Origin of the sequence: Thermogladius sp., assembly GCF_049970955.1 — an archaeon.
Taxonomy (GTDB): Archaea; Thermoproteota; Thermoprotei_A; order Sulfolobales; family Desulfurococcaceae; genus Thermogladius.
In genome coordinates this window covers 1-22,267 of the sequence record NZ_JBMFLY010000003.1, presented here as the reverse complement: position 1 = coordinate 22,267, position 22,267 = coordinate 1, and the positions used below count along the sequence as shown (strand labels likewise).

26 protein-coding genes and 1 tRNA gene are annotated in these 22,267 nt (G+C 58.1%); 16 read left to right on the top strand and 11 right to left on the bottom strand.

Annotation, left to right across the window (positions count from 1 at the left end; all coding sequences use genetic code 11):
* Positions 1 to 34 precede the first annotated feature (34 nt).
* A complete protein-coding gene (locus tag ACP5VX_RS01670) occupies positions 35 to 304 on the top strand; it encodes a hypothetical protein (RefSeq protein ID WP_428724166.1) in 270 nt (89 codons plus the stop codon).
* Here the strand turns inward: ACP5VX_RS01670 and ACP5VX_RS01665 are convergent.
* Entirely contained in the window at positions 255 to 473 is a 219-nt protein-coding gene (locus tag ACP5VX_RS01665) for an indolepyruvate ferredoxin oxidoreductase subunit alpha (RefSeq protein WP_428724165.1), read from the bottom strand. The two genes, ACP5VX_RS01670 and ACP5VX_RS01665, sit on opposite strands and share 50 nt — an antisense overlap.
* A 64-nt stretch (positions 474 to 537) precedes the next feature.
* On the opposite strand from ACP5VX_RS01665, the gene ACP5VX_RS01660 reads away from it, so the two are divergent.
* The gene (locus ACP5VX_RS01660; protein ID WP_428724164.1) at positions 538 to 1,215 is read left to right on the top strand and encodes a CehA/McbA family metallohydrolase; all 678 of its coding nucleotides are present in this window, start codon (positions 538 to 540) and stop codon (positions 1,213 to 1,215) included.
* Positions 1,216 to 1,217: 2 nt separating this feature from the next.
* On the opposite strand, the gene ACP5VX_RS01655 is transcribed toward ACP5VX_RS01660, so the two are convergent.
* The 6 genes from ACP5VX_RS01655 to ACP5VX_RS01630 all read right to left on the bottom strand — a co-directional run bounded on the left by ACP5VX_RS01655 (position 1,218) and on the right by ACP5VX_RS01630 (position 5,838).
* The gene (locus ACP5VX_RS01655; protein WP_428724163.1) at positions 1,218 to 2,084 is read right to left on the bottom strand and encodes a hypothetical protein; all 867 of its coding nucleotides are present in this window, start codon (positions 2,082 to 2,084) and stop codon (positions 1,218 to 1,220) included.
* Positions 2,085 to 2,178: 94 nt separating this feature from the next.
* Entirely contained in the window at positions 2,179 to 3,069 is an 891-nt protein-coding gene (locus tag ACP5VX_RS01650; RefSeq protein ID WP_428724162.1) for an ATP-grasp domain-containing protein, read from the bottom strand.
* A complete protein-coding gene (locus ACP5VX_RS01645) occupies positions 3,066 to 3,425 on the bottom strand; it encodes a hypothetical protein (protein ID WP_428724161.1) in 360 nt (119 codons plus the stop codon). Before ACP5VX_RS01645 ends, ACP5VX_RS01650 begins: the two co-directional genes overlap by 4 nt.
* 24 nt (positions 3,426 to 3,449) lie before the next feature.
* Positions 3,450 to 4,256: a hypothetical protein gene (locus ACP5VX_RS01640; RefSeq protein ID WP_428724160.1), complete on the bottom strand. Its 807-nt coding sequence runs from the start codon at positions 4,254 to 4,256 to the stop codon at positions 3,450 to 3,452.
* Positions 4,257 to 4,327: 71 nt separating this feature from the next.
* Positions 4,328 to 5,149: an S-methyl-5'-thioadenosine phosphorylase gene (locus ACP5VX_RS01635; protein ID WP_428724159.1), complete on the bottom strand. Its 822-nt coding sequence runs from the start codon at positions 5,147 to 5,149 to the stop codon at positions 4,328 to 4,330.
* 2 nt (positions 5,150 to 5,151) lie between these two features.
* On the bottom strand, positions 5,152 to 5,838 hold the full coding sequence (locus tag ACP5VX_RS01630) for a phosphoribosyltransferase (protein WP_428724158.1): 687 nt from the start codon (positions 5,836 to 5,838) through the stop codon (positions 5,152 to 5,154).
* Between the two features lie 55 nt (positions 5,839 to 5,893).
* Between ACP5VX_RS01630 and ACP5VX_RS01625 the strand changes: the two genes are divergently transcribed.
* Positions 5,894 to 7,078, top strand: coding sequence for an MFS transporter (locus ACP5VX_RS01625; protein ID WP_428724157.1), 1,185 nt, complete (start codon positions 5,894 to 5,896; stop codon positions 7,076 to 7,078).
* On the opposite strand, the gene ACP5VX_RS01620 is transcribed toward ACP5VX_RS01625, so the two are convergent.
* A complete protein-coding gene (locus tag ACP5VX_RS01620) occupies positions 7,068 to 7,628 on the bottom strand; it encodes a flavin reductase family protein (RefSeq protein WP_428724156.1) in 561 nt (186 codons plus the stop codon). The two genes, ACP5VX_RS01625 and ACP5VX_RS01620, sit on opposite strands and share 11 nt — an antisense overlap.
* Positions 7,629 to 7,727: 99 nt before the next feature.
* On the opposite strand from ACP5VX_RS01620, the gene ACP5VX_RS01615 reads away from it, so the two are divergent.
* From ACP5VX_RS01615 to ACP5VX_RS01575, 9 genes are all read left to right on the top strand, one after another.
* Positions 7,728 to 7,812, top strand: a tRNA-Leu gene (locus tag ACP5VX_RS01615).
* A gap of 57 nt (positions 7,813 to 7,869) precedes the next feature.
* On the top strand, positions 7,870 to 9,213 hold the full coding sequence (locus ACP5VX_RS01610; RefSeq protein WP_428724155.1) for a signal recognition particle protein Srp54: 1,344 nt from the start codon (positions 7,870 to 7,872) through the stop codon (positions 9,211 to 9,213).
* 78 nt (positions 9,214 to 9,291) lie between these two features.
* Positions 9,292 to 10,605 (top strand): tRNA pseudouridine(54/55) synthase Pus10, encoded by a 1,314-nt coding sequence (locus tag ACP5VX_RS01605; RefSeq protein WP_428724154.1) that lies wholly within the window; start codon positions 9,292 to 9,294, stop codon positions 10,603 to 10,605.
* A gap of 44 nt (positions 10,606 to 10,649) precedes the next feature.
* Positions 10,650 to 10,952 (top strand): 50S ribosomal protein L21e, encoded by a 303-nt coding sequence (locus tag ACP5VX_RS01600; protein WP_428724153.1) that lies wholly within the window; start codon positions 10,650 to 10,652, stop codon positions 10,950 to 10,952.
* A gap of 5 nt (positions 10,953 to 10,957) precedes the next feature.
* Positions 10,958 to 11,320 carry a DNA-directed RNA polymerase subunit F gene (locus tag ACP5VX_RS01595; RefSeq protein ID WP_428724152.1) on the top strand — a complete coding sequence of 121 codons (363 nt, stop codon included), beginning with the start codon at positions 10,958 to 10,960 and terminating at the stop codon, positions 11,318 to 11,320.
* Positions 11,321 to 11,464: 144 nt separating this feature from the next.
* The gene (locus ACP5VX_RS01590) at positions 11,465 to 12,046 is read left to right on the top strand and encodes a DUF655 domain-containing protein (RefSeq protein WP_428724178.1); all 582 of its coding nucleotides are present in this window, start codon (positions 11,465 to 11,467) and stop codon (positions 12,044 to 12,046) included.
* The gene (locus ACP5VX_RS01585; RefSeq protein ID WP_428724151.1) at positions 12,033 to 12,863 is read left to right on the top strand and encodes an rRNA adenine N-6-methyltransferase family protein; all 831 of its coding nucleotides are present in this window, start codon (positions 12,033 to 12,035) and stop codon (positions 12,861 to 12,863) included. The genes ACP5VX_RS01590 and ACP5VX_RS01585 overlap by 14 nt, the downstream gene beginning before the upstream one ends.
* A 29-nt stretch (positions 12,864 to 12,892) precedes the next feature.
* On the top strand, positions 12,893 to 13,465 hold the full coding sequence (locus ACP5VX_RS01580) for a methyltransferase (protein ID WP_428724150.1): 573 nt from the start codon (positions 12,893 to 12,895) through the stop codon (positions 13,463 to 13,465).
* Positions 13,462 to 14,163 carry an RNA methyltransferase gene (locus ACP5VX_RS01575; RefSeq protein ID WP_428724149.1) on the top strand — a complete coding sequence of 234 codons (702 nt, stop codon included), beginning with the start codon at positions 13,462 to 13,464 and terminating at the stop codon, positions 14,161 to 14,163. The genes ACP5VX_RS01580 and ACP5VX_RS01575 overlap by 4 nt, the downstream gene beginning before the upstream one ends.
* 9 nt (positions 14,164 to 14,172) lie before the next feature.
* On the opposite strand, the gene pyrH is transcribed toward ACP5VX_RS01575, so the two are convergent.
* Positions 14,173 to 14,844, bottom strand: coding sequence for a UMP kinase (gene pyrH, locus ACP5VX_RS01570; RefSeq protein ID WP_428724148.1), 672 nt, complete (start codon positions 14,842 to 14,844; stop codon positions 14,173 to 14,175).
* Positions 14,845 to 14,934: 90 nt separating this feature from the next.
* Between pyrH and glmS the strand changes: the two genes are divergently transcribed.
* From glmS to ACP5VX_RS01555, 3 genes are all read left to right on the top strand, one after another.
* A complete protein-coding gene (glmS, locus tag ACP5VX_RS01565; RefSeq protein WP_428724147.1) occupies positions 14,935 to 16,770 on the top strand; it encodes a glutamine--fructose-6-phosphate transaminase (isomerizing) in 1,836 nt (611 codons plus the stop codon).
* Positions 16,771 to 17,952, top strand: coding sequence for a sugar phosphate nucleotidyltransferase (locus ACP5VX_RS01560; RefSeq protein ID WP_428724146.1), 1,182 nt, complete (start codon positions 16,771 to 16,773; stop codon positions 17,950 to 17,952).
* Positions 17,953 to 18,015: 63 nt separating this feature from the next.
* Positions 18,016 to 18,819 carry a BtpA/SgcQ family protein gene (locus tag ACP5VX_RS01555; protein ID WP_428724145.1) on the top strand — a complete coding sequence of 268 codons (804 nt, stop codon included), beginning with the start codon at positions 18,016 to 18,018 and terminating at the stop codon, positions 18,817 to 18,819.
* 26 nt (positions 18,820 to 18,845) lie between these two features.
* Here the strand turns inward: ACP5VX_RS01555 and ACP5VX_RS01550 are convergent, their stop codons facing one another.
* Entirely contained in the window at positions 18,846 to 20,081 is a 1,236-nt protein-coding gene (locus tag ACP5VX_RS01550) for a S8 family peptidase (protein ID WP_428724144.1), read from the bottom strand.
* 225 nt (positions 20,082 to 20,306) lie between these two features.
* Positions 20,307 to 20,834 carry a tRNA (N6-threonylcarbamoyladenosine(37)-N6)-methyltransferase TrmO gene (tsaA, locus tag ACP5VX_RS01545; protein WP_428724143.1) on the bottom strand — a complete coding sequence of 176 codons (528 nt, stop codon included), beginning with the start codon at positions 20,832 to 20,834 and terminating at the stop codon, positions 20,307 to 20,309.
* Positions 20,835 to 21,748: 914 nt separating this feature from the next.
* On the opposite strand from tsaA, the gene ACP5VX_RS01540 reads away from it, so the two are divergent.
* On the top strand, positions 21,749 to 22,261 hold the full coding sequence (locus ACP5VX_RS01540; RefSeq protein WP_428724142.1) for a ferredoxin domain-containing protein: 513 nt from the start codon (positions 21,749 to 21,751) through the stop codon (positions 22,259 to 22,261).
* The last annotated feature ends 6 nt before the right edge of the window (positions 22,262 to 22,267 follow it).

Genomic DNA, 22,267 nt, shown 5'->3' with positions numbered 1-22,267 from the left:
CAATAATCTCCCAGCTCCCAGGTGCGGTGGTGCTATGACAGTAGGCTTACTGAGGGGTGTGGAGAAGTCCGGTCACAAGGGCTGGACCACTGTCTACTGCGCGATTTGTAACAAGAAGCTGGACTTATTCGTCGCGTACGATACAAAGGACGTCTTCTACTGCCCCACCTGCGTCTCAAAGGGTAGGGATGCGTACTTCTGTAGTGCCGACGCGAGAAGGCTACACTACAGGTGCCCCTACTGCGGAGGCGAGCTTAAGCCGTACTTCCCTCTGGAAGAGACTTTCCGTCAACAAAGACCTTGATGGCCCTCCTAGGGCAGAGAGGTACGCAGGCAAAACACCCTATGCAACGCGAGTCGTCGACGCGTATTTCACCGTTCTTACCCGTGTAAAAGACGTGTAGCGGGCACAAGTCGACACAAAGCATACACTTGTCGCACTTCTCGGGGTCCAGTACCACTCTAAAGCTCATGACTCTCAGCTAATACTTTAAACTTTCCAAACAGGTCTAAAATACCGTCGAAGAGCGGTGCTTGGTGGTGAGGGTCAAAGCCGATCTCCACATACACTCCCTCTACAGCGACGGGAAGAACTCCCCAAGTGAGATAGTCCACCGCGCAGCAGACATCGGGCTGGCCGTGGTATCGATAAGCGACCACAACACCTTCGAGGGTAGTGTGAGAGCCATAAGACAGGTACCCAGGGGCGCACTGGAGGTGCTAGTGATCCCTGGAGCGGAGGTTAGAACGGACAGAGGAGACGTGTTGGTCTACTGCGAGCAGCCTTTCGAGACCCCATACAGGCTTGAGGAGCTCGTCGATAAAGCGCACGAGAACAACTGCCTCGTGGTCCCTGCTCACCCGTTCGACCTTTTCAGGCTCGGTATAGGCGAGTACGTGTACAGCGTAAGGGGGTGGGACGCTATAGAGGTTTGGAACGCATCTTCTACCAAGGCCTCCAACAGGAGGGCGGTTCAGGCGGCCAGAGAGCTAGGCCTACCCGGGTTGGCCAACAGCGACGCACACGTTGTCGAACAGGTCGGCTCCGCTTACACGATCATCGAAGTAGACGACCTAGGGATTCAACACGTCTTGGAGTCCATTAGGAGAGGCCGGGTGCAACCTGTATTCGGGCATCACGGAGTGAAAGCGACATTTAAGTGGGTCGAGTGGAGCATTGAGAGGAGGATTAGAGACTTGTTGGAGGGCAGGTAGCCCTACGCTGTGAGTAACCCCTCGTAGACGGCTAGGAACGACAGCACCGCGAGCTCCTCGACGTACTCGTTGAAGCTGAACCCCTGCCTCCTCACCTCGGCGTCTACTTCTAGCAACTTCTTAGCCGCCTCTCTACTAGCCAGGTCCTTCTCGACCAGCTCTCTAACGGCGCCTCTGAGGTTGACCGGAATGCGGGGGGTGATTAAGTCGAGGTAAGTAGCCAGTATACTGGCCTCCGTGCTCTTGTACCTCTTCTTGTAGTTGAGCATGTTCTTCAGTAGCCCTATGACTGGAAACTCGTAAGTGTCGAGGAGAGCAAATGCGGGCCACCTAGACGACAGGACTCTGAACACCTCGCTGAAAGAAACCGTTGAGCTGATCAACGCGACGCCTGTAAGGTCTGTAGAGGCGAGGTGGTCGAGCATGTCCGTTCTATGGACACTCCTCAGCGCGTCTAGGAAGGTCTTGATGTCCCCAGGCCTGCTCGCCGAGAGGAGGTTTTCCAGCACCCTCTTAACTTGCGCGTGGTCTCTCAAAATACTCTCTGTACCGGTGTACCCGAGCGAGAAAGCGTACAAGAGGCTTGGCACTATCAACGAGGGGTACACCCGACCACACCACCTGAAAGCCTCTCTCAGAGCTCTGCTGAGAAACCTGCCGAGTTCGACTGAGGGTAGTGAGAGGTCGCCTCTCCTAACCCGCTCCCCTAACGACGTCGCCTCGTTTACGAGGTCCGAGACCGAGATACTGTTGCACACGAGACTAACCGATTCAGGGTCTACTCTCAACCTGTGGTAACCACCCGGCTTGATAGGGGTGTCGACTGCTAGGTAGACCCCGTATAGGAAGGACTTTACCACGGTGCTCACGTGGACCACCCCTCTTTACTACTCGTCTTGTAGGACCTAGAGATCAGGCTGAGAGCTCCTCCTCACCACTCCGGACGGTTTGCTACTCATCATCTCACTTCTTTATCTTATCCTTCAGGAGCCTAATTATATCCCTCGAGGGGTCTACGCCAGTGGCTAGCTTGAGTCCGTGCCACTGCGGGAAAGCGTTTACCTCCAGGATGAACAGTTTGTCTGTCGTCCTGTCTAGTGCGATGTCTACTCCGGCGTAGTCGAGTTTTAAGACCTTAGTAGCCTCTAGTGCTAGTTTGAACGCTTCAGGGTACTCGCTCTCGTCGACTTTCACCCCTCTAGCGCCCTGCGCTACGTTGGTCTTCCACTTACCCTCCACGACCCTCTTCATACCGGCGACTACTCTATCACCTACCACGAACAACCTGAAGTCGAAACCAGGCTTGTCCAAGAAGACCTGGTAGTAGCTTGGTATACCCATCGACGACAGCCCCTTAGTCAGCTGGAAGGCAACGTCGGGGTCTTCTACAAGTGTCGAGCCGAGCCCCAGACTCCCCATGATGGGTTTTAGAACAGCCCTCCTGGTTTGCTCTACATACCTCATCGCAGTGAACGGGTTCTCGGTGACCAGCGTGTTAGGGACCGGCAGTCCAGCAGAGGCCAGTGCCAGGAGACTCCTCCACTTGTCTCTGGCAATAACTGAGGCGACTGGGTCGTTGACAACCGGGACTGTTTTCGATAACGCCTCCAAGACGCCTATCCTCTTCATGAAGACCTCAAGTGACATGAACATCCCTACACCTCTAAGAACGGCGCCGCTTATGTCTAGTTCTCTGTTGTGGTACTTCACGCTGATCTTTCCGTCCACTATGTAGGAGTCGAGGCCTTGAACCCTGACGTACTCTGCCTCCACGTTCTCCTCGGTGGCAGCCCTCATCAAGTCTACGACGGACTCCGATAGTGTCGACCTAAAGTGGATTATCCCTATCTTCATCTCGGGTACAGCCTCAGAGAAGCGACTGCGGTGGCGAAAGAGGCTAGTGCCAGTGTGGCACAGGTCGACAAGGAGTAGTATGAGCCGCTGAGGACGTAGCCTAGGAGCCCCCCGATCGACACTAGAACTGCTAATATTAAGACGAGGACGGCCGCCTCTCTCGGGCTTTTAACGTAGTCGACGTACTTGACGTAGTATGCCATCGAGAGCAAGAACAACGCGACCCCTGCCACGACTGTGTAGAGGCTCGCCTGGTAGGTTATGAGGAGACTGCCTATGCCTGAGGCCGCTAAGGCGGCGTAAGTGTACCTCCTGGTGTAGAGCCTAACACTGGGCATGCCATATACCACGCTCAACAAGTCGTTTACACTCGTCTCTTATTAAGATTTTAGCGTGTTTATAAACAGGGACAAAATCGCGAAGTAGACAAGCGACTCTAGCGGGTCGGTATTCATTTGAATGCTATGCACCTTTACACCGAGGCGTGTAAGCTCCACTACTCTTTGCTTCACGAGGAACTCCTCAACACTGTTGTACAGTAGTAAGAGGTGGCCCGAGAGGGGCGCCTGCTCGAGGCTCACGTAGACCGAGTTGATCCCAGCGCTCCTTAGCGCCTGTGAGAAGAGGAGCCCGGCAGGCTCTAGGAACCTTGTAGACGACACGTAGACGGCCCTCTCAGACACCGCATCCTCTAGGTTACCGACATACTTGCTGACCAGCTCCTCGCCCAGGGCGCTGAAGCCCTCCTCGGCGTGTTTACGTAGTCTCCCCCCTCTCGCGTCTAGCCTGTCCCCGTACAGGCCCGCATAGTACTTGAACACCGTGATCGCCTCCAATGTGGCGTACTCCACTTCGTCATGGACGTCCACGAACCGCACGCCCTCAAACCTGCTCAGGAGTTCTCTGACTCTCTCGTCTCTTGGCTGGGGTAGTACCAAAACTACCTCGTACCCGAGAGCCCTAGTTGTTTGGAGTAGTTCGTAGACAGCTGGGGAGTAGGGGTTTGACGCGTATGCGAGGACGGGGCCCCCATCTCTATATGGGGCTACGTGGTAAACAAAAGACTCGACGTCAAAGAGGAGGACCGTCCTAGACGGGTTCAACACGTTGTTAAACCAGTAGACTAGCGAAGCCGGTAGGAACCCGTGTCTATCGTACAGGACTACTAGGCGAGGCGCGTCGGACAACGGCTTAGGTGTCTCGGCAACCAGTTTATTTGATAGCTCCTCCAGTCTATTTAGGCTGGCTAAAAAACGCTCTAGATAAGCGCTGTCTCTAAGCTTCTGCAGCAACTACACATCCGCTCATCTGGTCTATCGGGTAATCTTCTCACAATCAGCGGTATTAAAGTCCTAGCCTTCACCGTGTTCTCCTCCATGACTCTGACCACTTCCTCGGCTGTGACGGGGCGTTCAGCCCACACGTCGTAGTCTGTGACCATGGCTACCGTCGCGTAGCACATTTGGGCTTCGCACGCCAGGTTGACCTCGGGTACCAGCGTCATGCCGATGATGTCGGCCCCGAAAACGTCTCTCCACAACCTGCTCTCCGCTCTCGTACTGAACCTCGGCCCTTCGATGCATATGTACGTGCCCTTGGGGTGAATCCTAAGCCCAGCTACTTCCTTAGCCGCCTCTATGATAACCCTCCTCAGGTGCTCGCAGAAGGGGTCAGCCATGCTCACGTGAGCCACGGTGCCGCCCTCGAAGAACGTGAAGTCCCTTATGCCCTTGGTCATGTCTATGAACTGGTCTGGTACAACGAAGTCGCCCGGCCTCATCTCTTCGCGCAGGCTACCCACAGCGGCGAACGAGATGACCCACGAGGCGCCCAATGACTTGAGCGCCCATATGTTGGCTCTGTAGTTTATTCTGTGTGGGGGTATTCTGTGCCCCCTGCCGTGCCTGGGCAGGAAGGCTACTTTCCTCCCGTCTAGCTCCCCGACTACGACCTTGTCGCTCGGCTCCCCGTACGGTGTGTAGACCTTGTACTCGTTCACGTTCTTTAACTCGGGGATGTTGTAGAGGCCGCTACCCCCTATAATGGCTACCTCCACCTGGACAGGAGGCTTAACCAGCAAGTCTAACCAGCCTCAACCACGTACTTCCCAGTACTCTTGTCGTACTTGAGGAGCCCCTTTTCTACGAGGGCGCTTATGGCCTCCCTGTAGTATGTCTCGCCCACGTCCACGCCGTACCAGTCCTTGAAAGACTCGACTATCTCCTCGTACGACCACTCCCTCTTGCCCGTCTCTTTGAGGGTCTCCAAAACCATTCTTTTTATGAACTGGGTGGTGTCCTCTAGCCTGGTCCAGGGGTACTGGAACCACCACCAGTCTTTTACCTCGATGTAGTAGTAGTCCGGCTTGAACTTCGCGACGCTACTTATCCACTGTAGGGCGGCTGTCCTGAGCTCGCTGGGTCTCCAGTTCTCTGCGATGAAGTCCCTCGCAAGCTTAAGGGTGTCACCAGTGTCCACTATGTCGTCGACTACTAGCACCTTGAAGCCCCTAAGGTCCAGCTGGTAGGGGAACTTTATGATAGCCCTCTCCTCCGCCTTCGCCGCCTCTGTCCAGTGCTGGCTTTGTATGCTCAACAGGTTCTCTACCCCGAGGAAATCACAGACCAGCCTGCCGGGTACGTAGCCCCCTCTAGACAGCGCCACCACGACGTCTGGTTTAAACCCGCTGCTTTTTACTATATTCGCGAGACCACGGGACCACTCAACGATCTCTTCCCAGGAGACCAGTTTCACTTTTACCCGTGGCATGGTCTCACAAAATTAATAAAAACGCCCCCCGCTTATAGGATTTACGGCGTTGATTATGAAGAGAGCAGCCGTAGTACTCTTAGTAGTCATGCTGTTCGCCTACGGTCTAGTCTACTTCCACAGGGTTATGACGGGCATAATGAAGGAAGAGATCGAGGGGTTCGCCGAGTACTACAAAGTGGACCCAGAATACCTGCTGGCGTTTTTCCCATCAGCGTACTTCTACGCGTACGCCCTGTCACAGCTGTTCATGGGCAGCCTCGTTGACACCTACGGCGTGAAGAGGGTTGGGGCCCTGATGATGGGCCTGATGGGCTTGTCGACCGCTCTCATGATGCTGCCGTCGCCTGCGGCGTTGATGCTGGGCAGGACGCTGGTAGGGGTGTCGGCGGCCGTGGTGTTCGTGGGGACTCAGAGGGTGGCCTCGCTCTACTTCGCGTCTAGTAGCCAGGCGATAATAACATCACTGCTGCTGATGACCGGAAACATAAGCGGGCTCCTCGCGACCTACCCTCTACGGGTCTTCCTATCGTACTACGGGCTAGCAGGGCTCTTCACAGTCCTAGCGGCGCTCGCCCTCACGATCATGGTCCTCATATATCTTCTGGCATGGGACGTCGGTACGCGGAAGAAGGGGCTCGGGCTAAGAGAGGTGTGGGGTAAACTGGTTCACCTGTCCCGCGAAAAACACGCGTGGGCAACAGCGCTGGGCGCGGTGGCCTCTTACGGGACTGGGACGGCCTTTCAGGCGGCCTGGGGCCAGGACTTGATGTCGCGGGTGTTCGGCTACGACAAGTTCACGGTGAGCATACTCCTGATGTACCTCGCGCTCTCCTTCGTGTTGTCAGCGCCTCTAGTAGGGGTCTTGAGCGATAGGGTAATAGGGAGAAGGAAGCCCGTGCTAATCGCGTCCAACGCCGTTTCCACGCTCTCGTGGGCCTTGATAATAGCCTCGGTACTGACGCACAGCAGCCCCCTACTCCTCGCCGGGCTGGTGCTCCTCGGCGTATCTATGGGGCTACACATAGTAGCCCCGCCCATGGCCAAGGAGCCCTATGGAATCGACTACTCGGCCACGGCTACATCGTTCTTTAACCTAGTCTTATTCACCGGGATTGCCGTGCTCCAGAGCACAGAGCCTTTCGTCGGGCCACTCGCGAACTCGGCGTTGAGTCTCACCGTCTCTCTGCTAGGGCTAGTGCTCGTGGTGGCCTGGGCACGCGAGACGCTTAGGTCTTAGGCACAACAGTCACTTTTCCGGGGCCAACGAACACGCGCCCCCTCATGTGCATGAGTATCCTAGCCTTGCCGAGGTTCCAGCTGTACTTCTCGTAGAGGTCCTGCCTCACGTGGACTGCGAGCGACCTAGCCAGGACGAGGGCCACGGACTCCACGTCTATCATCCTCTCGACCCTGCACTCTACGAAGCCGTAAGACCCCTTGACACCGGGCGGCTTGACGAACTTCGAGGGAGCCGGCTCGAGGCGTAGGAGTTTCCACTTGTCGACGCTCTTACCGCTCAAGCTACCGGCCTGGTAAACTAGGCCTGCGTGCTCCTCCCCCATCACGTTCACCGTGAACTCGCCCACTTCGAGTAGGTTCTGGTACGTCTTCGTCTCCTTGTCCAAGGCGAGGGCTAGAATGAAGGGCTCGTCGTTCACGGGCATAACCCAGGACGCCGCCATTACGTTAAGCCTGCCCTCCCTATCGGAGGTCACGATGAGGTATGCCGGCCTGGGGTGCAGGACGTGGTACTCGTTGGGGTCCAGGGACACGTACACCGGTTCCACCAAGACCCTCCCAATGATGTAATTACTCCATCAGGACTCTATATTAACCCGGGCGCTGGAATAATTAAAAAACCCCGAGTGACTATCTAAGAGACTGAAGCGGGGGTGCCCGAGCTAGGTCAAAGGGGCCGGGTTGAGGACCCGGTGGCGTAGGCCTGCGTGGGTTCGAATCCCACCCCCCGCACTAGCCGAACCTGGTTAAAGACGTGACTTGGCATCGCACTCTCAGGGTAGGTAAGATTTGGTACTCGACGGCCTGAGGAGGATCGTCAGGAACTTCATGGAGTCCAGAGAGTACGAGGCGAGCGTCAACGAGTTCGTGAAAGAGCTCCAAAAGGAGTTGATCAGGAGCGACGTGAACGTCAGGCTCGTTATGGACTTGACCAAGAAGATCAAGGAGAGGGCTGCCGAGGAAAGGCCTCCCCCCGGGCTAACCCGAAGGGACTGGTTCCTGAGCATAGTGTATGAGCAGCTCGTGAATTTGTTCGGCGGACCCGAGAAGCCACAGGTCAAGCCGCCCAAGAAGCCATGGGTCGTTCTGCTTGTGGGTCTGCAGGGCTCCGGTAAGACGACCACCGCGGGCAAGCTCGCCTACTTCTACAAGTTGGAGGGCTACAAGGTAGGGCTTGTGGCAGCCGACACTTTTAGGCCTGGAGCCTACGAGCAGCTGAAGACCCTCGGCGAGATAGCGGGCGTCCCAGTGTACGGGGAGCCGGGGTCCAAAGACGCGGTATCCATTGCCGTGAGGGGCGTGGAGTTCTTCAGGGAGAAGGGGTTCGACGTGATTATCATAGACACCGCGGGCAGGCACCACAGGGAAGAGGACTTGCTGGCCGAGATGGAGGACATCGCTGGGAAGGTGCGGCCAGACGAAGTGGTGCTCGTGCTAGACGCTTCGATCGGACAGCAGGCGTTCGAGGTCGCCTCGAAGTTCCACAACAAGACCCCCGTCGGCTCCATAATCGTGACCAAGCTCGACGGGACGGCGAAGGGGGGCGGAGCACTGTCGGCGGTCGCTGCCACTGGCGCCAGGATCAAGTTCGTGGGAACCGGGGAGAAGATAGACGAGCTCGAGGTCTTCGACCCCAAGAGGTTCGTCGCCAGGATTATGGGGCTCGGAGACCTGGAGGGCCTGCTAGAGAGGGTCAAGAAGGCTAAAGTTGAGCTGAGCGAGAAGGACGTCGAGGACATCCTCGAGGGGAGGGTTAACATGAGGATCGTATACAAGCAGTTGGTGAGCCTGAGGAAAATGGGCCCGCTTAGGAAAATACTGGAGATGATACCCGGGCTCCAGGTCAGGATGCCCGTCGAGGTGGACTCGAAGACCTTGGAGGAGAAGATGGAGAAGTGGCTGGCCGCTATAAACTCGATGACGTACGAGGAGCTCGACAACCCGGAGATTATAGACAAGAGCAGGATAAAGAGGATATCTTACGGCGCAGGCGTAGACCCCGAGGACGTGAAGGCCCTCCTAAAGCAGTACGAGGCGGTCAAGTCCATATCGAGGCAGTTGAAGAGGCAGAAGAACCTGCTCGCGAAGATGGGCCTGGACGTGAAAAAGCTCGGCGAACTTATGAAAGGCTGAGTACCAGCACCAACCCATCACATAAATTAACCCTGGCCAGATCCTTGAGCTATAGCTACCCCATAGAGGTGATGCTACATGAGCGTCGACGACGTGATAGGACGAGCCGAGAAGGCGCTATTGAAGTACCCACTCTGCGACCACTGCCTTGGTAGGTTGTTCGCTAAGATGGGACGCGAGCTCGGGAACGAAGAGAGAGGAAGGGCTTTGAAGACCCTGCTGTCTATGGTGTACGACCTTAAGCTGAGGGCTGCAAGCGAGGGAGGGGTAAAGGGGGAGTTATACACGCTTGCGAAGCACGGGGGAGAACCTCTAACGAGGCTGTACAAGAGAGTCTACGGGGAGGACGTGGCCGTCGACAAGTGCTACATATGCGGCGGGCTCCTCTCGCGGTCGCTGTTCAACGAACTAGCCGAGAGGGTCTCCTCGTATTTGAGAGACCTTGACGCGTCGACCTTCCTCGTTGGAGTGAAACTCGAGCAGAGCGTCCTCGAGCACGAGCTGGAGGTAGCCAGGGCGGTGGGGTTCGACTACAGCGAGTCGATAAAAAACGAGGTGAAGCGGGAGGTCGGTAAGCGGGTCGCCCAGATAACGGGCCTGCAACCCTCCTTCACGAACCCGGACGTCGTAGCCATAATACACATACCTAGCCTATACGTAGAGCTGGAAGTGAAGCCGGTCTACTTGAGAGGTTACTACGTGAAGACGGGTAGGAACATATCCCACACGCCTTGGATCACGAGAGACGGCGCCAGGAAGTATCCTCTAAGCATACAGGAGTTCGTCGATAGTAGGCTGAGGGGCTTGTTCAAGGCAGACGCGGTCCTGATCCACGCTGCTGGGAGAGAGGACGTGGACGCGAGGATGGTCGGCACGGGCAGGCCGTTGGTTATCGAGGTCGTTAGACCCCGCCGCAGGAAGATCGACCTGAGCGAGCTGAACTCTCTCCTCGAAGGCGGGGCAGTGACCGTGAGGCTCGAGGGCTACACTCAGCCCCGGGACAAGAGGGTTGTCAAGGAGAACCTGGGGAAGAAGGCGAAGGTCTACAAGGTCCTGGTCCTCCTCGGGGAGGAAGTCGGCGAAGACAAGCTCAGGCAGCTCGAGGACTTCTTCCAGGATAGGGTCGTGACGCAGAGGACCCCGACGAGGGTCTTGAGGAGGAAAAAGGACATCGCGAGGAGGAGGAAGGTCTACTCCGTCAAGGTGGCCTCAGCCAAGGGCAGACTGGTCGAGGCCTTGATCTACTGCGAGAGCGGGCTCTACGTCAAGGAACTAGTCCACTGCGATAACGGCAGGACAGACCCCTGCTTCGCAGGCGTACTAGGAGTACAGGCCGTACCCCTTGAGCTGGACGTCCTCGGCTTCGCTGGGAGGCCAGGATTAGACTTTTAAAAGCCTAAAGAGTATTCGTTTTCAATGCTCAAAAGGGTTCTAGTATGGTAAAGGCGCCAAAGGGTTACAGGCACAGAACGAGGAAGCTGTTTAAGAAAGACGTAAGGGAGAGAGGTGCTGTACCGCCGCTCAGTAGGATCCTCGTGGAGTACAAGGAGGGCGACGTAGTCCACATAGACATAAACCCGTCTGTTCACAAAGGCATGCCGCACAGGCGGTACCAGGGCAAAACGGGAGTCGTGGTAGGCAAGAGGGGGAGGGCCCTAATAGTTAAAGTCAACCTCGGAGATAAGGAGAAGACACTGTTCGTGAGGCCCGAACACGTCATAAAGGCGGGAGCAGGCTGAGCGGGTTGAGCAGGGTTATTAGGCTAAATGTGGTCGAGCAGAAGTTACTGTCCAACCCCGAGGCCGCCATCCTCCTCAAGGATGTCGTCGAGAGAATAAAGAGTAAGGAGGGCAGTATCTCCCCGTTCCTGGCCAAGACTTTAAACTACCTCAGCAAGCACTCCAAACTCAAGGAGGACGTCAGCGTAGAAGCCGTCAAGTCCTTTCTCAAGGGTTTAGGCTACAAAGACGAGACCATAGTTATGATAATCAACCTGTGCCCAAAGACGGTGGACGACCTTAGGATCCTCCTCGACTATGAAGAGAGGTATGTCGAGGAGAGCGTTCTAAACGAGACCGTAGAGTACATGAAGAACGTCTGCCTGTAGTCCCCCTCTATTGGAAACGCTGGGGTGCGCTAGGAAATATTAGACTCCTTCGAACTCTTATTTAGTGAGGGTGTTTGAGAGGACTGAGCGGTTTTGTCCAGGAGAGGGCTAGAGGCTAGGAAGGAGGCTGGCAGAGAACCCGCGATGTATGTTCTAGACTATTTGGAGACAGGTAACCCCTCCGACCGGCACTTCGAGCACAGGAACCAGCCTTTGGTCCAGGGCGTGGGGGTCAAGTACCTCTCACTGCTAGAGGCTATTCCGCTGCCTGCTGTAAGGGTCGAGATCTTCGAGAGGATAGACCTGGGCCCCCACAGTAAAGTGAAGCACATTATTCACGTCTCGTACGACGACTTGACTAGCGTAGCTAGGTCGAATCTGCCCGAGGCCCTGAAGAGAGTCGTGACGGAGAACGAGAAGCTGTACACGGAGTTCTTCAACATAGCGGAGCCCATAAACATCAGACTCCACGCCCTAGAGCTACTCCCGGGCGTGGGGAAGAAAACAATGAAGACTATACTTGAGGAGAGGGAGTCCAAGAGGTTCGAGAACTTCGCGGACATTAAAGAAAGAGTGAAAATAGACCCCGTCAAGGCCGTGGTCGAGAGGATCATCAAGGAGATGGTTGGAGGCGAGAAGTACTACCTATTCGTAAGGCCCAGAGAAAGGACTGCCGGCGAGGTCTATTTGGGCTACTTGGAGAGACTCCATGGTGAGCTCCTATAATGTGGACCCAGACTCTTTCCGGGCCGTCTTCAGGAGAGTCGTGGAGAGAGTTAAGTCCAGCCGCGTCAAGCTGAGGAAGAGCCTCAGCCAACACATAACAGCGAGCCCTCGCGTCGTCAACTGGGTCTTGGAGAACGTCGACAAGTCCGCTGTGACCCTAGAGGTGGGGTCCGGCACAGGCATCCTCACGTACTTCTTGTGCAGGGCTGTGAAGGCCCCGGTCTTAGCGGTGGAGATCGACAGCGCTTTCGCCAACCTCTCCCGGGAGGTCGTCAGCTGCCGCAACGCCGTGGTATTGGTAGGCGACGCCCTAGACCTGGAAATAACAGCCGACCAGGTAGTGTCCAGCGTCCCCTACGCGATCTCGGGTAGACTGCTCTCTAAAATAGCGCGGAGTAACAGCGTCAGGAGGGCGGTTCTAATCCTCCAGAGAGAAGTGGTGGACAGGATGCTCTCGAACCCGGGTGAGGACGCTTACGGGAGGTTGAGTGTCCTCGTCAAGCTACTCTTCGACGTGACTCCTGGCCCCCTCTTCCACAGCACGGAGTTCTACCCGAGGCCAAAGGTTGAGTCCAGGGGTGTTGTCCTCGTGAGGAAGAGGGTGTACGACGACGAGGTAGCGCTCGTCGAGGAGCTGACGAGGGCGCTCTTCCCGTTCAGGAGGAAGATTTTGGGGGGCGTGGTGGAGAGAGTGTTCAAGGTCAGTAGGGAGGAACTAGGTCGCATAGGCTTGAACTGGTCCACGAGAGTCTACGAGCTGAGCGAGGGGGACCTGCTACGACTGGCGGAGTACCTGAGGTCAAGAGGTATACTATAGACGGCATCAGGATCGCACTGCTCAGAGACGTGTACGAGCCTAGCGACGACACCTGGCTCGCGGCGAGCCTACTCGATAGCGTCAAGACGTCTCTGCGGCAGAGGAGGCTGAAGGCCTGCGCAGATATAGGGTCCGGCACGGGGTTTCTGGGGCTGTACACGTTGGTCGCGGGCATCTGCGAGAAGACGGTGTTCGTGGACGTCTACGACAACGCGCTACTCAATACGAGGCTCAACATAGACTTAAACGGCCTGGGCTCTCGTGGGCTGGTAGTGTCTTCGACGGAGGGGTTACGCGACTCCTCACTCCAACTCGTCGTGTCCAACCCGCCCTACCTCCCAGGTACACCGAGTAACGAGTACGAGGCGGCCCTTTACGCAGGTGCCCGCGGGTTCGAGGTAATAGTCGACGTAGTGAGGGAGGCCCATAGACTGCTCGTGGAGGGGGGTCTGATGGTTTTAGTCTACTCGTCGCTCAGCAACACAGAGGTGGTGGAGGGGGAGATAAGCAAGTACTTCAACGTACGAGAGGTTAAGGTTAAGAGGTTCTTTTTCGAGGAGCTTAAGGGTGTAGTTCTCGAGAAAAAGAGTGGTGGGAGTTGATAACTAGGGTCATACTGGTCGGCGTCGAGGGAGCGTACAACTTGGGCGTGATAGCGAGGACGTGCGTGAATTTCGGGGTTGAGGAGCTGTACCTCGTTAAGCCGAAGGCGGACTTGAACGAGGCCCTCAACTACTCTGCTAAGGCGAGGGAGTACCTTTCAAGGGCCGTCGTCGTCGAGGACCTAAAGTCGGCCCTGGAGGGAGTGGACCTGTCGGTCTCGACCAGCGACGAGGGCTTTTCTAGGGGCGACGTGTTGAGGCAGGCCGTAACCCTCGATAAGCTCTCGGAGCTCGTGAGGTCCAGGAGCATCAACAGGCTAGGGATCGTCTTCGGCCGCGAGAGCACGGGGCTTACGAGGGAGGAGATAGCCCAGACAGACCTGCTGGTCACAATACCGGCCAACCCGGAGTACCCGGCTCTCAACCTGGCGCAGGCCGTGGCCGTTGTCTTATGGGAGGTCTGGAAGATGAAGGGGGTGGCGCCGACCAACGTCCCCCCTCTCGCGCCTAGAGAGAGACTCGATAGGATCGTTAGCGTCCTAAGCGAGTTAACGGACCTGGCCGTTTCGCCAGAGGACAAACGGAGGAGGATCAAGACAGTACTAAGAAGGGTCGTGTACAGGTCTGGAATGTCTGAGTTGGAGGCGAGGATTGTACTCTACATGCTCATGAGGCTGAAGAGGAGGGTTTCGAGGTAGGAGTGTAGCCTACTCGGGGATTATGGTCGAGCCAGGGTTACCGCCTCTCATCATCTCGATCAAGTTGCCCGGGTTCTTGTAGCTGGCTATCTTGATGGTGATCCGGCTCCTGACGGCGATGTCTAGGGCTCTCAGGTCGAGTAGTGCGTAGTCTCCCGGGACCTGGCCGGCCTTGAGCCACTCGGCTAGCTTGGAGGCCTGGACGACCTTAAGCGGCCTCGCGTCGGGGTTTGTCCTGGGGTCTTTGTCGTAGACGTGGTCGGCGGCTGATAGGTCGTAGACCTCGCGAGCCCCCACGGCCTCGGCCACTTCTAGTAGGACTGCTGCCGTCGACTGCCCCGGCACCAGGCCTCCCAAGACCACGACTCTACTGTACGCGAGCCCGTGCATGACCTCCCCGAGGGTTCTCGGGACTCCGGGGTAGGAGAGGGGCTGGAGGGACGCTGCTAGGATCAGCGCGTTGAGTCTCGAGGCCTCTATCCCGATCTCGTCAAGCCAGTAGTTGGAGGAGACCCCTATAGACTTCGCCTTCTCGATAGCCTCTCTGGCCATCCTACCTCCGCCCGCTACTACGACAACCCTCCTCTCGCGGGCGAGCTCTCTCACTACTTCTACGAACTTCCTCAGGGCCTCCTGGTCGTCGAAAATCTTGCCCGTCACCTTCACTACAACGATGTCCACGCTACCCGAACACCCTTAGTCTAAGTAGGTGGATTAGGTTTTAAAGAATACACGGGTTTCAACCATACTAGGTATGTGGGGCGCAACTGTTTGTGCGGCATAATAGGCGTTTGCACCCGCGTCGACAAAAAGCTTAACACTGGGGAAATCGTCTACAAGGGTCTTTTAAGACTCGAGTACAGGGGTTACGACTCCGCCGGCGTTGCCTCGGTCGAGCAGGGAGTCCTGAGGGTGTTGAAGGGCAAGGGCAAGATCGCCGACCTGGAGAAGAAGCTGGGGTTTAGCCGGGTCAGGGGCAGCGTAGTGATAGGCCACACGAGGTGGGCGACCCACGGAGCGCCCAGCGACGTCAACGCCCACCCGCACACGGACTGCACGGGGACGATAGCGATAGTCCACAACGGCATAATAGAGAACTACAGGGAGTTGAAGGAGGAGCTGGCCAGGAGAGGGCACGTCTTCAAGAGCGAGACCGACACCGAGGTCGTCGTCCACCTGATAGAGGAGTTTTACAAGAGCGGTGATAGGCCCTACGACGCGTTCAAGAAGGCGGTCTCGATGATCAGGGGTAGTTACGCGATCCTCGTCGTCTTCGCGAGCGTCCCCAACACTATCTTCTTTGCCAAGAAGGACAGCCCCCTCGTAATAGGGTTGGGGGACGCGGCCAACTTTGTCGCGAGCGATATTCCGGCGATCCTGGAGTACACTAGGAGGGTTATCACGCTGAGGGACGGCTGGGTGGGCTTCGTGACGGGGGACAGCGTTTTCATCGAGGAGCTCGGTAAGGGGCCGGTAAACCCGATGGAGTACGTGAGAGTAGTGGAGTGGAGCCTGGAGAGCGCGAGCAAGGGAGGCTACTCCCACTTCATGCTCAAGGAGATACACGAGCAGCCCAGGGCCCTGGTCGACACGCTTTACGGGCTCAGTAGCGACCCCACCCTGAGGGAGGCCTCTAAGATCATGGCTGAGGCCCGCAGGGTCTTCATAACTGCCGCCGGGACAAGCTACCACGCGTCACTCCACTTCGCTGTTGCGCTGGCCAAGATAGCGGGGGCGCTGGCGACCCCGTTCATAGCCAGCGAGTACGAGGCGTACCTCCCCGTCGTGAGGGAGGGGGACGTCCTGATAGCCGTGAGCCAGAGCGGCGAGACGATGGACACCCTGAAGGCGGCGAGGGCGTTCAAGGAGAGGGGTGCGAAGCTTATAGCTGTGTCGAACGTGGTAGACTCCGCTATACCTAGGGAGAGCGACATAGCGCTCTACACGAGGGCCGGCCCCGAAATAGGGGTTGCGGCGACGAAGACCTTCACCACTCAGACCCTCCTCCTCTCGTTCCTCGCTCTGGACTACGCCCTCCTGCGAGGGGCGATACTGAAGAGCGAGTACGACGAGTACGCCAGGGAGCTCTCCAGGGCCGCCGACCTCGCGGCAAAGTCCATCGCGTGGAGCGAGGGTCTGGCGAAGAAGGTCAGCGAGATGCTTAGGCTGAAGCAGAGCGCGTACTACCTGAGCAGGGGGGTGGGCCTCCCGACGGCGATGGAGGGGGCGCTCAAGATCAAGGAGATAGCCTACATCCACGCGGAGGCCTACCCCGCGGGAGAGTCGAAGCACGGCCCCATAGCCCTCGTCGAGGAGGGGTTCCCGGTCGTCTTCGTGGTCCCCAGGGACGCCTACTACGAGAAGGTGCTCCTAGGGAACATACAGGAGATGAAGGCGCGTGGGGCCTGGATCATAGGCGTAGCACCCGAGGACACGAGCCTGGGGGAGCAGTTCGACGTGTTCTTCAGAGTCCCATCTTCGCACTGGCTGACAACCCCTATAACCCACACTCCACCCATGCAGCTACTAGCGTACTACACGAGCACGCTCAAGGGCCTCGACCCCGACAAGCCGCGGAACCTGGCCAAGACCGTCACCGTGGAGTAGGTGGTTGCCTTGCTCAACTTAGTCCTAGCCGCTGGGAGGCCCTCCAAGGAGCTCGGCGTACTAGTCCCACCCCGCTCCAACAAGGTCTTGTTGAGGGTGCTCGGTAAACCGGTCCTGTACTACCCTGTGAGCGGTGTGTACCAGGCGAACAGGTCGACGGTGCTCATAGTCTACAGGAGCGAGGAGGACGCTGTGCCGAGAGAGGCTTCGTCGGTTCTCGAGCCCCCCGTGGAGTTCGTGGAGCAAGAAGCGGGAGAGACGGTGAGGGACGCTCTACTGGCCGCGAGGAAGGCCATCGACGCTACGGACTACTTCCTGCTGTCGTTCGGCGACATAGTGCTCGACGCCGAGGCCTACGCGAAGGTCGTCAACACGCACCTGGAGGAGAGCCCGGACGCGACTATCCTCGTGGCGCCGGTCGAGCCCCACAACGTGGAGAACTACGGCTTCGTGTCCGTCGACGAGAACTGGCTCGTGAGGAGGGTCTACTCGACGGGGCCTAGGCCCCCGGAGGCGGTGTACACGATAGCCGGGGTCTACGTACTCCCGTCGCGCGTCTTAGACTACCTCGAGAAGGGGCTGAACCTCCCCGAGGCGCTCCAGAAAATCGCGGAGTCCGGGCGGGTCAAGGCGGTCCTGTGGACGGGGACGTGGGTGGACGTAGGGTACCCCGCAGACCTCCTAGAGGCCGTGTACCAACTGCTCTCGAGGCTGAGAGGGGTCGCGATATCGGGGAAGGCGGTCGTGGAGAGGACCGCCGTGATCGAGGGGCCGGTCGTGGTCGAGGACGGCGCCTACATAGACCACTACGCGGTTGTCAAGGGGCCGGCCTACATCGGTAAGAAGAGCTTCGTGGGCGCCCACAGCTTCGTGAGGGACTACGTGGACTTGGAGGAGAGCAGTAGGGTGGGCTCCTACAGCGAGGTCAAGTTCTCGAGCGTCCAGCCGTACTCTCTCATGGACAGCAAGGTCACAGTGCTGAACTCGGTCCTGGGCTCGGAGAGCATTGTGGGCATCGGGGTCACCACGCTCAACGTGCTGCCCTCCGAGGAGGCCCCGCCCCGCCTCAGAGAGCACGTGGTCAGGAGGGGCGTGTTCGAGAGGAAGATGGGGGCCGTCATAGGCTACGGTGCGAGGGTCCCGCCGTACACGGTGCTCAAGCCGGGTAGCGTATTCAAATGAGGCCCACACCATACAAAATGCGTGGAGGGGTGTCCGCCCCAGGGGCTTGAAGGGGGTGCTGGGTTGGAGGTCGTCGGGGTAGTCCACCTCCCCAGGCTACCGTACACCAACACGAGAGAGGACTTCGACCTGGACAGAGTCCTAGAGGCAGTCCTTAGAGACGTCTCAGTCCTCGAGAGGCTCGGCTACGACGGGGTCATAGTAGAGAACTACGGCGACAGCCCGTACCCCAAGCGCTTGAGAGACCCGCTGGCCCTGAGCACGCTGGCCGTGATCGTTAGGGAGGTCGTGAAGTCAACGAGCATGAGGGTCGGCGTGAACGTGCTCCGGAACTCGGGGAGGGAGGCGTACGCGATAGCCGTGGCGACGGGGGCCAGGTTCATCAGGGTCAACGCGCTGACCGAGACCATAGTGAGCGACTCGGGCCTCATCGAGCCCGAGGCGCCCAGGTTGAGGGCGATCAGGAGGAACTACGGGGGCGTAGAGGTGTACGCGGACGTACTGGTCAAGCACGCCGGCAGCCTGTCGCTACTGGCCTACTCGGCGTCGGGCAAGAGCGCAGAGGCCTTCTGGGACGCCCTACGCGAGGTCGTACACGACACCGTCGAGAGGGGCGGGGCCGACAAGGTCGTTTTAACGGGCTACAGGACAGGGGAGGCGCCCGAGCCCGGGTTCGTGGAGAGGGTCAGGGGGCTGACGCGCGCCCCTCTAGTTCTGGGCAGCGGCGCTACACCCGAGAACATCGGGCTCTACAAGAAGTACGTCGACGGGGTCATTGTGGGCTCGTATATCAAGGTCGGCGGTAGAGCGGGCAACCCGGTGGACGAGGAGAGGGCCAGGGCGTTCATAAGAGCGGCGAGAGGTTGAGGTGGAGGGTAAAAAAGAGATCGGGCTCACATGTAGTAGAGCGCGTAGTCGACCGCGGCCTTCGCGTCCACTATACCGTAGCCGTAGAGCGGGTCGTAGCTGTAGCCGGTCGGGTTGTACGCGGTGTACGCTATCGCGTAGTAGACCTTGCTCGGCGCCAGCTTGGCCTTGCCCGCGGCCAGCCTTAGAGCCTGTATCAGAGCGGCTATCGCCGAGACGTGGGGCGTCGCCATCGAGGTACCGCTCATGTAGGCGTACTTACCGTTCGGGTAGGTCGACAGGATGTTGACGCCCGGCGCGACCACGTCAGGGTACCTGTTGCTCCAGCTCGGCACGTTCCCGTTGGAGTCCACGGCGCCCACGGCCAGCACCTCCGGGTAGGCGGCCGGGTAGTCTGGGGAGCTGGCGCCCTCATTACCCGAGGCCGCGACCAGCACTACGCCGTAGCTGTAGGCGTACTTGACGGCGTCGTGCAGGGTCGTGCTGTCGGAGGAGCTGCCCAGGGACATGGAGATGACGTCCGCGTCGTCGCTGGTACCGGCGACGCCGTCCGGGCCCTTAGTGGCCTCGATGATGCCCCTGGCTATGTCGCTGACGTACCCGCTGCCAGAGGCTCCCAGCACTCTGATAGCGTACAACAGCGCCTTGGGGGCCACGCCCGCGACGCCCGCCCCGTTCAGCCTGGCGGCGATGATCCCGGCTACGTGGGTGCCGTGCCCGTTGGGGTCGGAGCACTTACTCAGGTCTGTGCCCTTGTAGAAGGTCGCCCCGTTGTTCAGGGACACGACACACCAGGTCACAGCCCCGTACAAGTCCGGGTGCTTGTAGTCGATACCGGTGTCGACGACGGCCACTCTCACGGTGGAGTAGTAGCCGTAGGCCGCGTTACCGTAGTACGAGCTGTAGGCCGACCAGACCTTCGGCGCGTTGATCATGTAGACGTTCCACTGGACCTCGCCGTGTAGCTTGGCCGGCTTGTCCTCCTCGACGAGCAGGACGCCCGATATCCTCGCTATAGCCGCCTTCGCGCTACTGGGCACTGCCAGGACGACCGCCCTTATCTCGGGTATCTCGCTGACTAGGGCCCCTCCAAGCCTCCTAGAGGCGTCCAGTACCTGGGCCTTGACAAGCGCGTAGTTGGCCGAGGGGCTTACCCTTACAATGACCCTCTCAACGGTCGCAGGGGCGGCCGCCGTCTCGGCCGATAGTAGGATGGTGGTCAAGAACATTACGACGACGAGGGCTACGAGCCACTTTCTCATGTTCACACCGAGGGTAAAGTTCTCTACATCAGGGAATATAAGCTTTTCCCCCCATCCTAGATACATACCTCGCTGTCCCAAATACTTACGTGTATAATGAGGGGCTGGACGTATATACGGAAAACTCGAACAACGCTCGAGCTACCAGGGGTCGTTAGAGAAGCGGCGGGGTCTCCACGCGGTGTAAACGCCTTCTCGTCCCGCCCAGCTTTCAGCCCTCGGGGGTCACGGGGTGACGGTCTTGCCCAGCCTCTCGCGTATCCTCCTCTCGAGTTCCTCGGCCCACCAGGGCAGCTTCAAGTCCTGGACGACCCTCCCCCTATCGTACGGCTTGATGTCGAGGACGGGCGTCCCGTCGAACAAGTCGAGGTTCTCCACGTGTATCCTGCGCCCCTCGATACCTCTGACCCTCAGGATGGAGAGGGCGATCGGGTTGGGTCGGTGGGGGCTGTCGGTCGCGAAAACCCCCACCTCGGGGAGGTCCTCTATGTCTATACCCAGCCTGCGTAGCCTCCTGTGCTTGACTCTGAGAACCCTCCGGTCGTCTTCGCTCGTCTTGTGGAGGAAGGCTATCACGATAATGTGTGAGAACCCCTCAAGGTTGAGGAGGCCGTCCGCGTACTCGGGTAGGACCTCGATGTAGCCCGGTACACCCTCGACGCTGTTCCTGACCACCTCGTCACTGAAGCCGTGCCTAACAAAGCCGATGGGCCTCAGGCATATCTCCGTACAGGACACCCCGTGGGTCTGCATGGCTTAGGTGGAATATATCCCTCAGCCCATGATCGGCTCCTTGAGGTAACACTCCCATTAGCCTGAGACCGTGTAAAGGCCGCCTTGATTACGAGGTGATCTGCCATAACTGTTAAAGCACAGACATCGACCAGTAAAGATAATACATCACGGCGTCTAGAGGAAACGGAGGTATTACGGGAATCGCCGGATCAAGGGGTCGGGGGTGCCGTAGAACCTATATCAAACCTCGCCTGGCCCCCTTGATCGAGTCTACTCGGTCACACCGGACAATATTTTAGACATTGAAAGGTGCGGTAATTACAATGAATATCAGTTCAATAAAGCATACTGTCGTACATGAAGGCGTTGCATCCCTTAAATACACAGAGCAGCCGCTTATTGGTGTTACCGGGCCGGGGAGATCAAGGGCTAAACCTCCCGCAACACCTATGTCAACCGGGCCCTCCCCCTGATGTGGCGGGTACGGCGAGTACTACTCCCACGGAAATCATTATAGTGTATTTCAAGCCATGACATAGTGATGCTAGTATGTAAATTCAGTATGGAATACATGAGTCTGGCTTGGGGTTGTTGACCGCGTATTTCGACTCCTTGAAGTAATCCGTCCTTGTACACAATACTTTTGTCACACATGATCATCCCTAACCCGGGGATCTTATCCGACCCCTGTTTACAGTGTTTCCCCGCCCTCGACGCGGAGGGGGCCTGGTTAACTGCCCTCCAGTCAAGTTAACCGGGGATTAACTTCCACGGCTCGATCAAAAGATCCTGTCTCGATCAGCCGTCAAACCTCCCTTTTCTCCATCAAGTGTCCTGGACCCGGTATCCTGTCTCCCACGGGTCGCCGGGGCCGTGTGTTAGCCCTGTCTAACGCAAGGACGATTTCCCTCTCCCGCAGTCAACTACTACCGGTGGTCTGGTTGATAAACGAGGAGGCCTTGATAAGCGAGGGCATACTAGAGGCAGCTAGGCTGATGGCGGTAGCGGCTAAGACGGCCCCGAAGGCCCGGGGGGTCGACAACGTCGTCACGGCTCTCGTGACAGACAGAGGCGAGATCGAGAGGCTGGCCTCGAAGATGGAGGAGCTGGCGCCAGTCTACGGGGAGTTCTTCAGGAGGGACGCCGAGTCTGTCAGGGCGAGTAGAGCCGTGTTCCTGGTCGGCTGCAGGTTCCTCAAGCTGGGGCTCGAGACGCCCAAGAGGTGGGGCTTAGACGCCGACTTGGTGAACTGCCTCGTGAACCTCGGTATAGCCATCGGCTCGGCGGTCAAGACGGCACAGATCCTGAACGTCGACAACAGGGTCATGTTCTCGGTGGGCGTCGCGGCGCAGGAGCTCGGCCTAATACAGGCGGACGTGGTCTACGGTATACCCCTCTCCGCGACCTCGAAGAACATATACTTCGACCGGAAGTGGCCTCGCTGAACCCGA

What these genes read in the sequence shown, in the direction of transcription:
- ACP5VX_RS01670 (WP_428724166.1), top strand. Translation starts at nt 35, where the DNA reads ATGACAGTAGGCTTACTGAGGGGTGTGGAGAAGTCCGGTCACAAGGGC.
- ACP5VX_RS01665 (WP_428724165.1), bottom strand. Translation starts at nt 473, where the DNA reads ATGAGCTTTAGAGTGGTACTGGACCCCGAGAAGTGCGACAAGTGTATG.
- ACP5VX_RS01650 (WP_428724162.1), bottom strand. Translation starts at nt 3,069, where the DNA reads ATGAAGATAGGGATAATCCACTTTAGGTCGACACTATCGGAGTCCGTC.
- ACP5VX_RS01630 (WP_428724158.1), bottom strand. Translation starts at nt 5,838, where the DNA reads ATGCCACGGGTAAAAGTGAAACTGGTCTCCTGGGAAGAGATCGTTGAG.
- ACP5VX_RS01625 (WP_428724157.1), top strand. Translation starts at nt 5,894, where the DNA reads ATGAAGAGAGCAGCCGTAGTACTCTTAGTAGTCATGCTGTTCGCCTAC.
- ACP5VX_RS01605 (WP_428724154.1), top strand. Translation starts at nt 9,292, where the DNA reads ATGAGCGTCGACGACGTGATAGGACGAGCCGAGAAGGCGCTATTGAAG.
- ACP5VX_RS01600 (WP_428724153.1), top strand. Translation starts at nt 10,650, where the DNA reads ATGGTAAAGGCGCCAAAGGGTTACAGGCACAGAACGAGGAAGCTGTTT.
- ACP5VX_RS01590 (WP_428724178.1), top strand. Translation starts at nt 11,465, where the DNA reads ATGTATGTTCTAGACTATTTGGAGACAGGTAACCCCTCCGACCGGCAC.
- ACP5VX_RS01550 (WP_428724144.1), bottom strand. Translation starts at nt 20,081, where the DNA reads ATGAGAAAGTGGCTCGTAGCCCTCGTCGTCGTAATGTTCTTGACCACC.
- tsaA (WP_428724143.1), bottom strand. Translation starts at nt 20,834, where the DNA reads ATGCAGACCCACGGGGTGTCCTGTACGGAGATATGCCTGAGGCCCATC.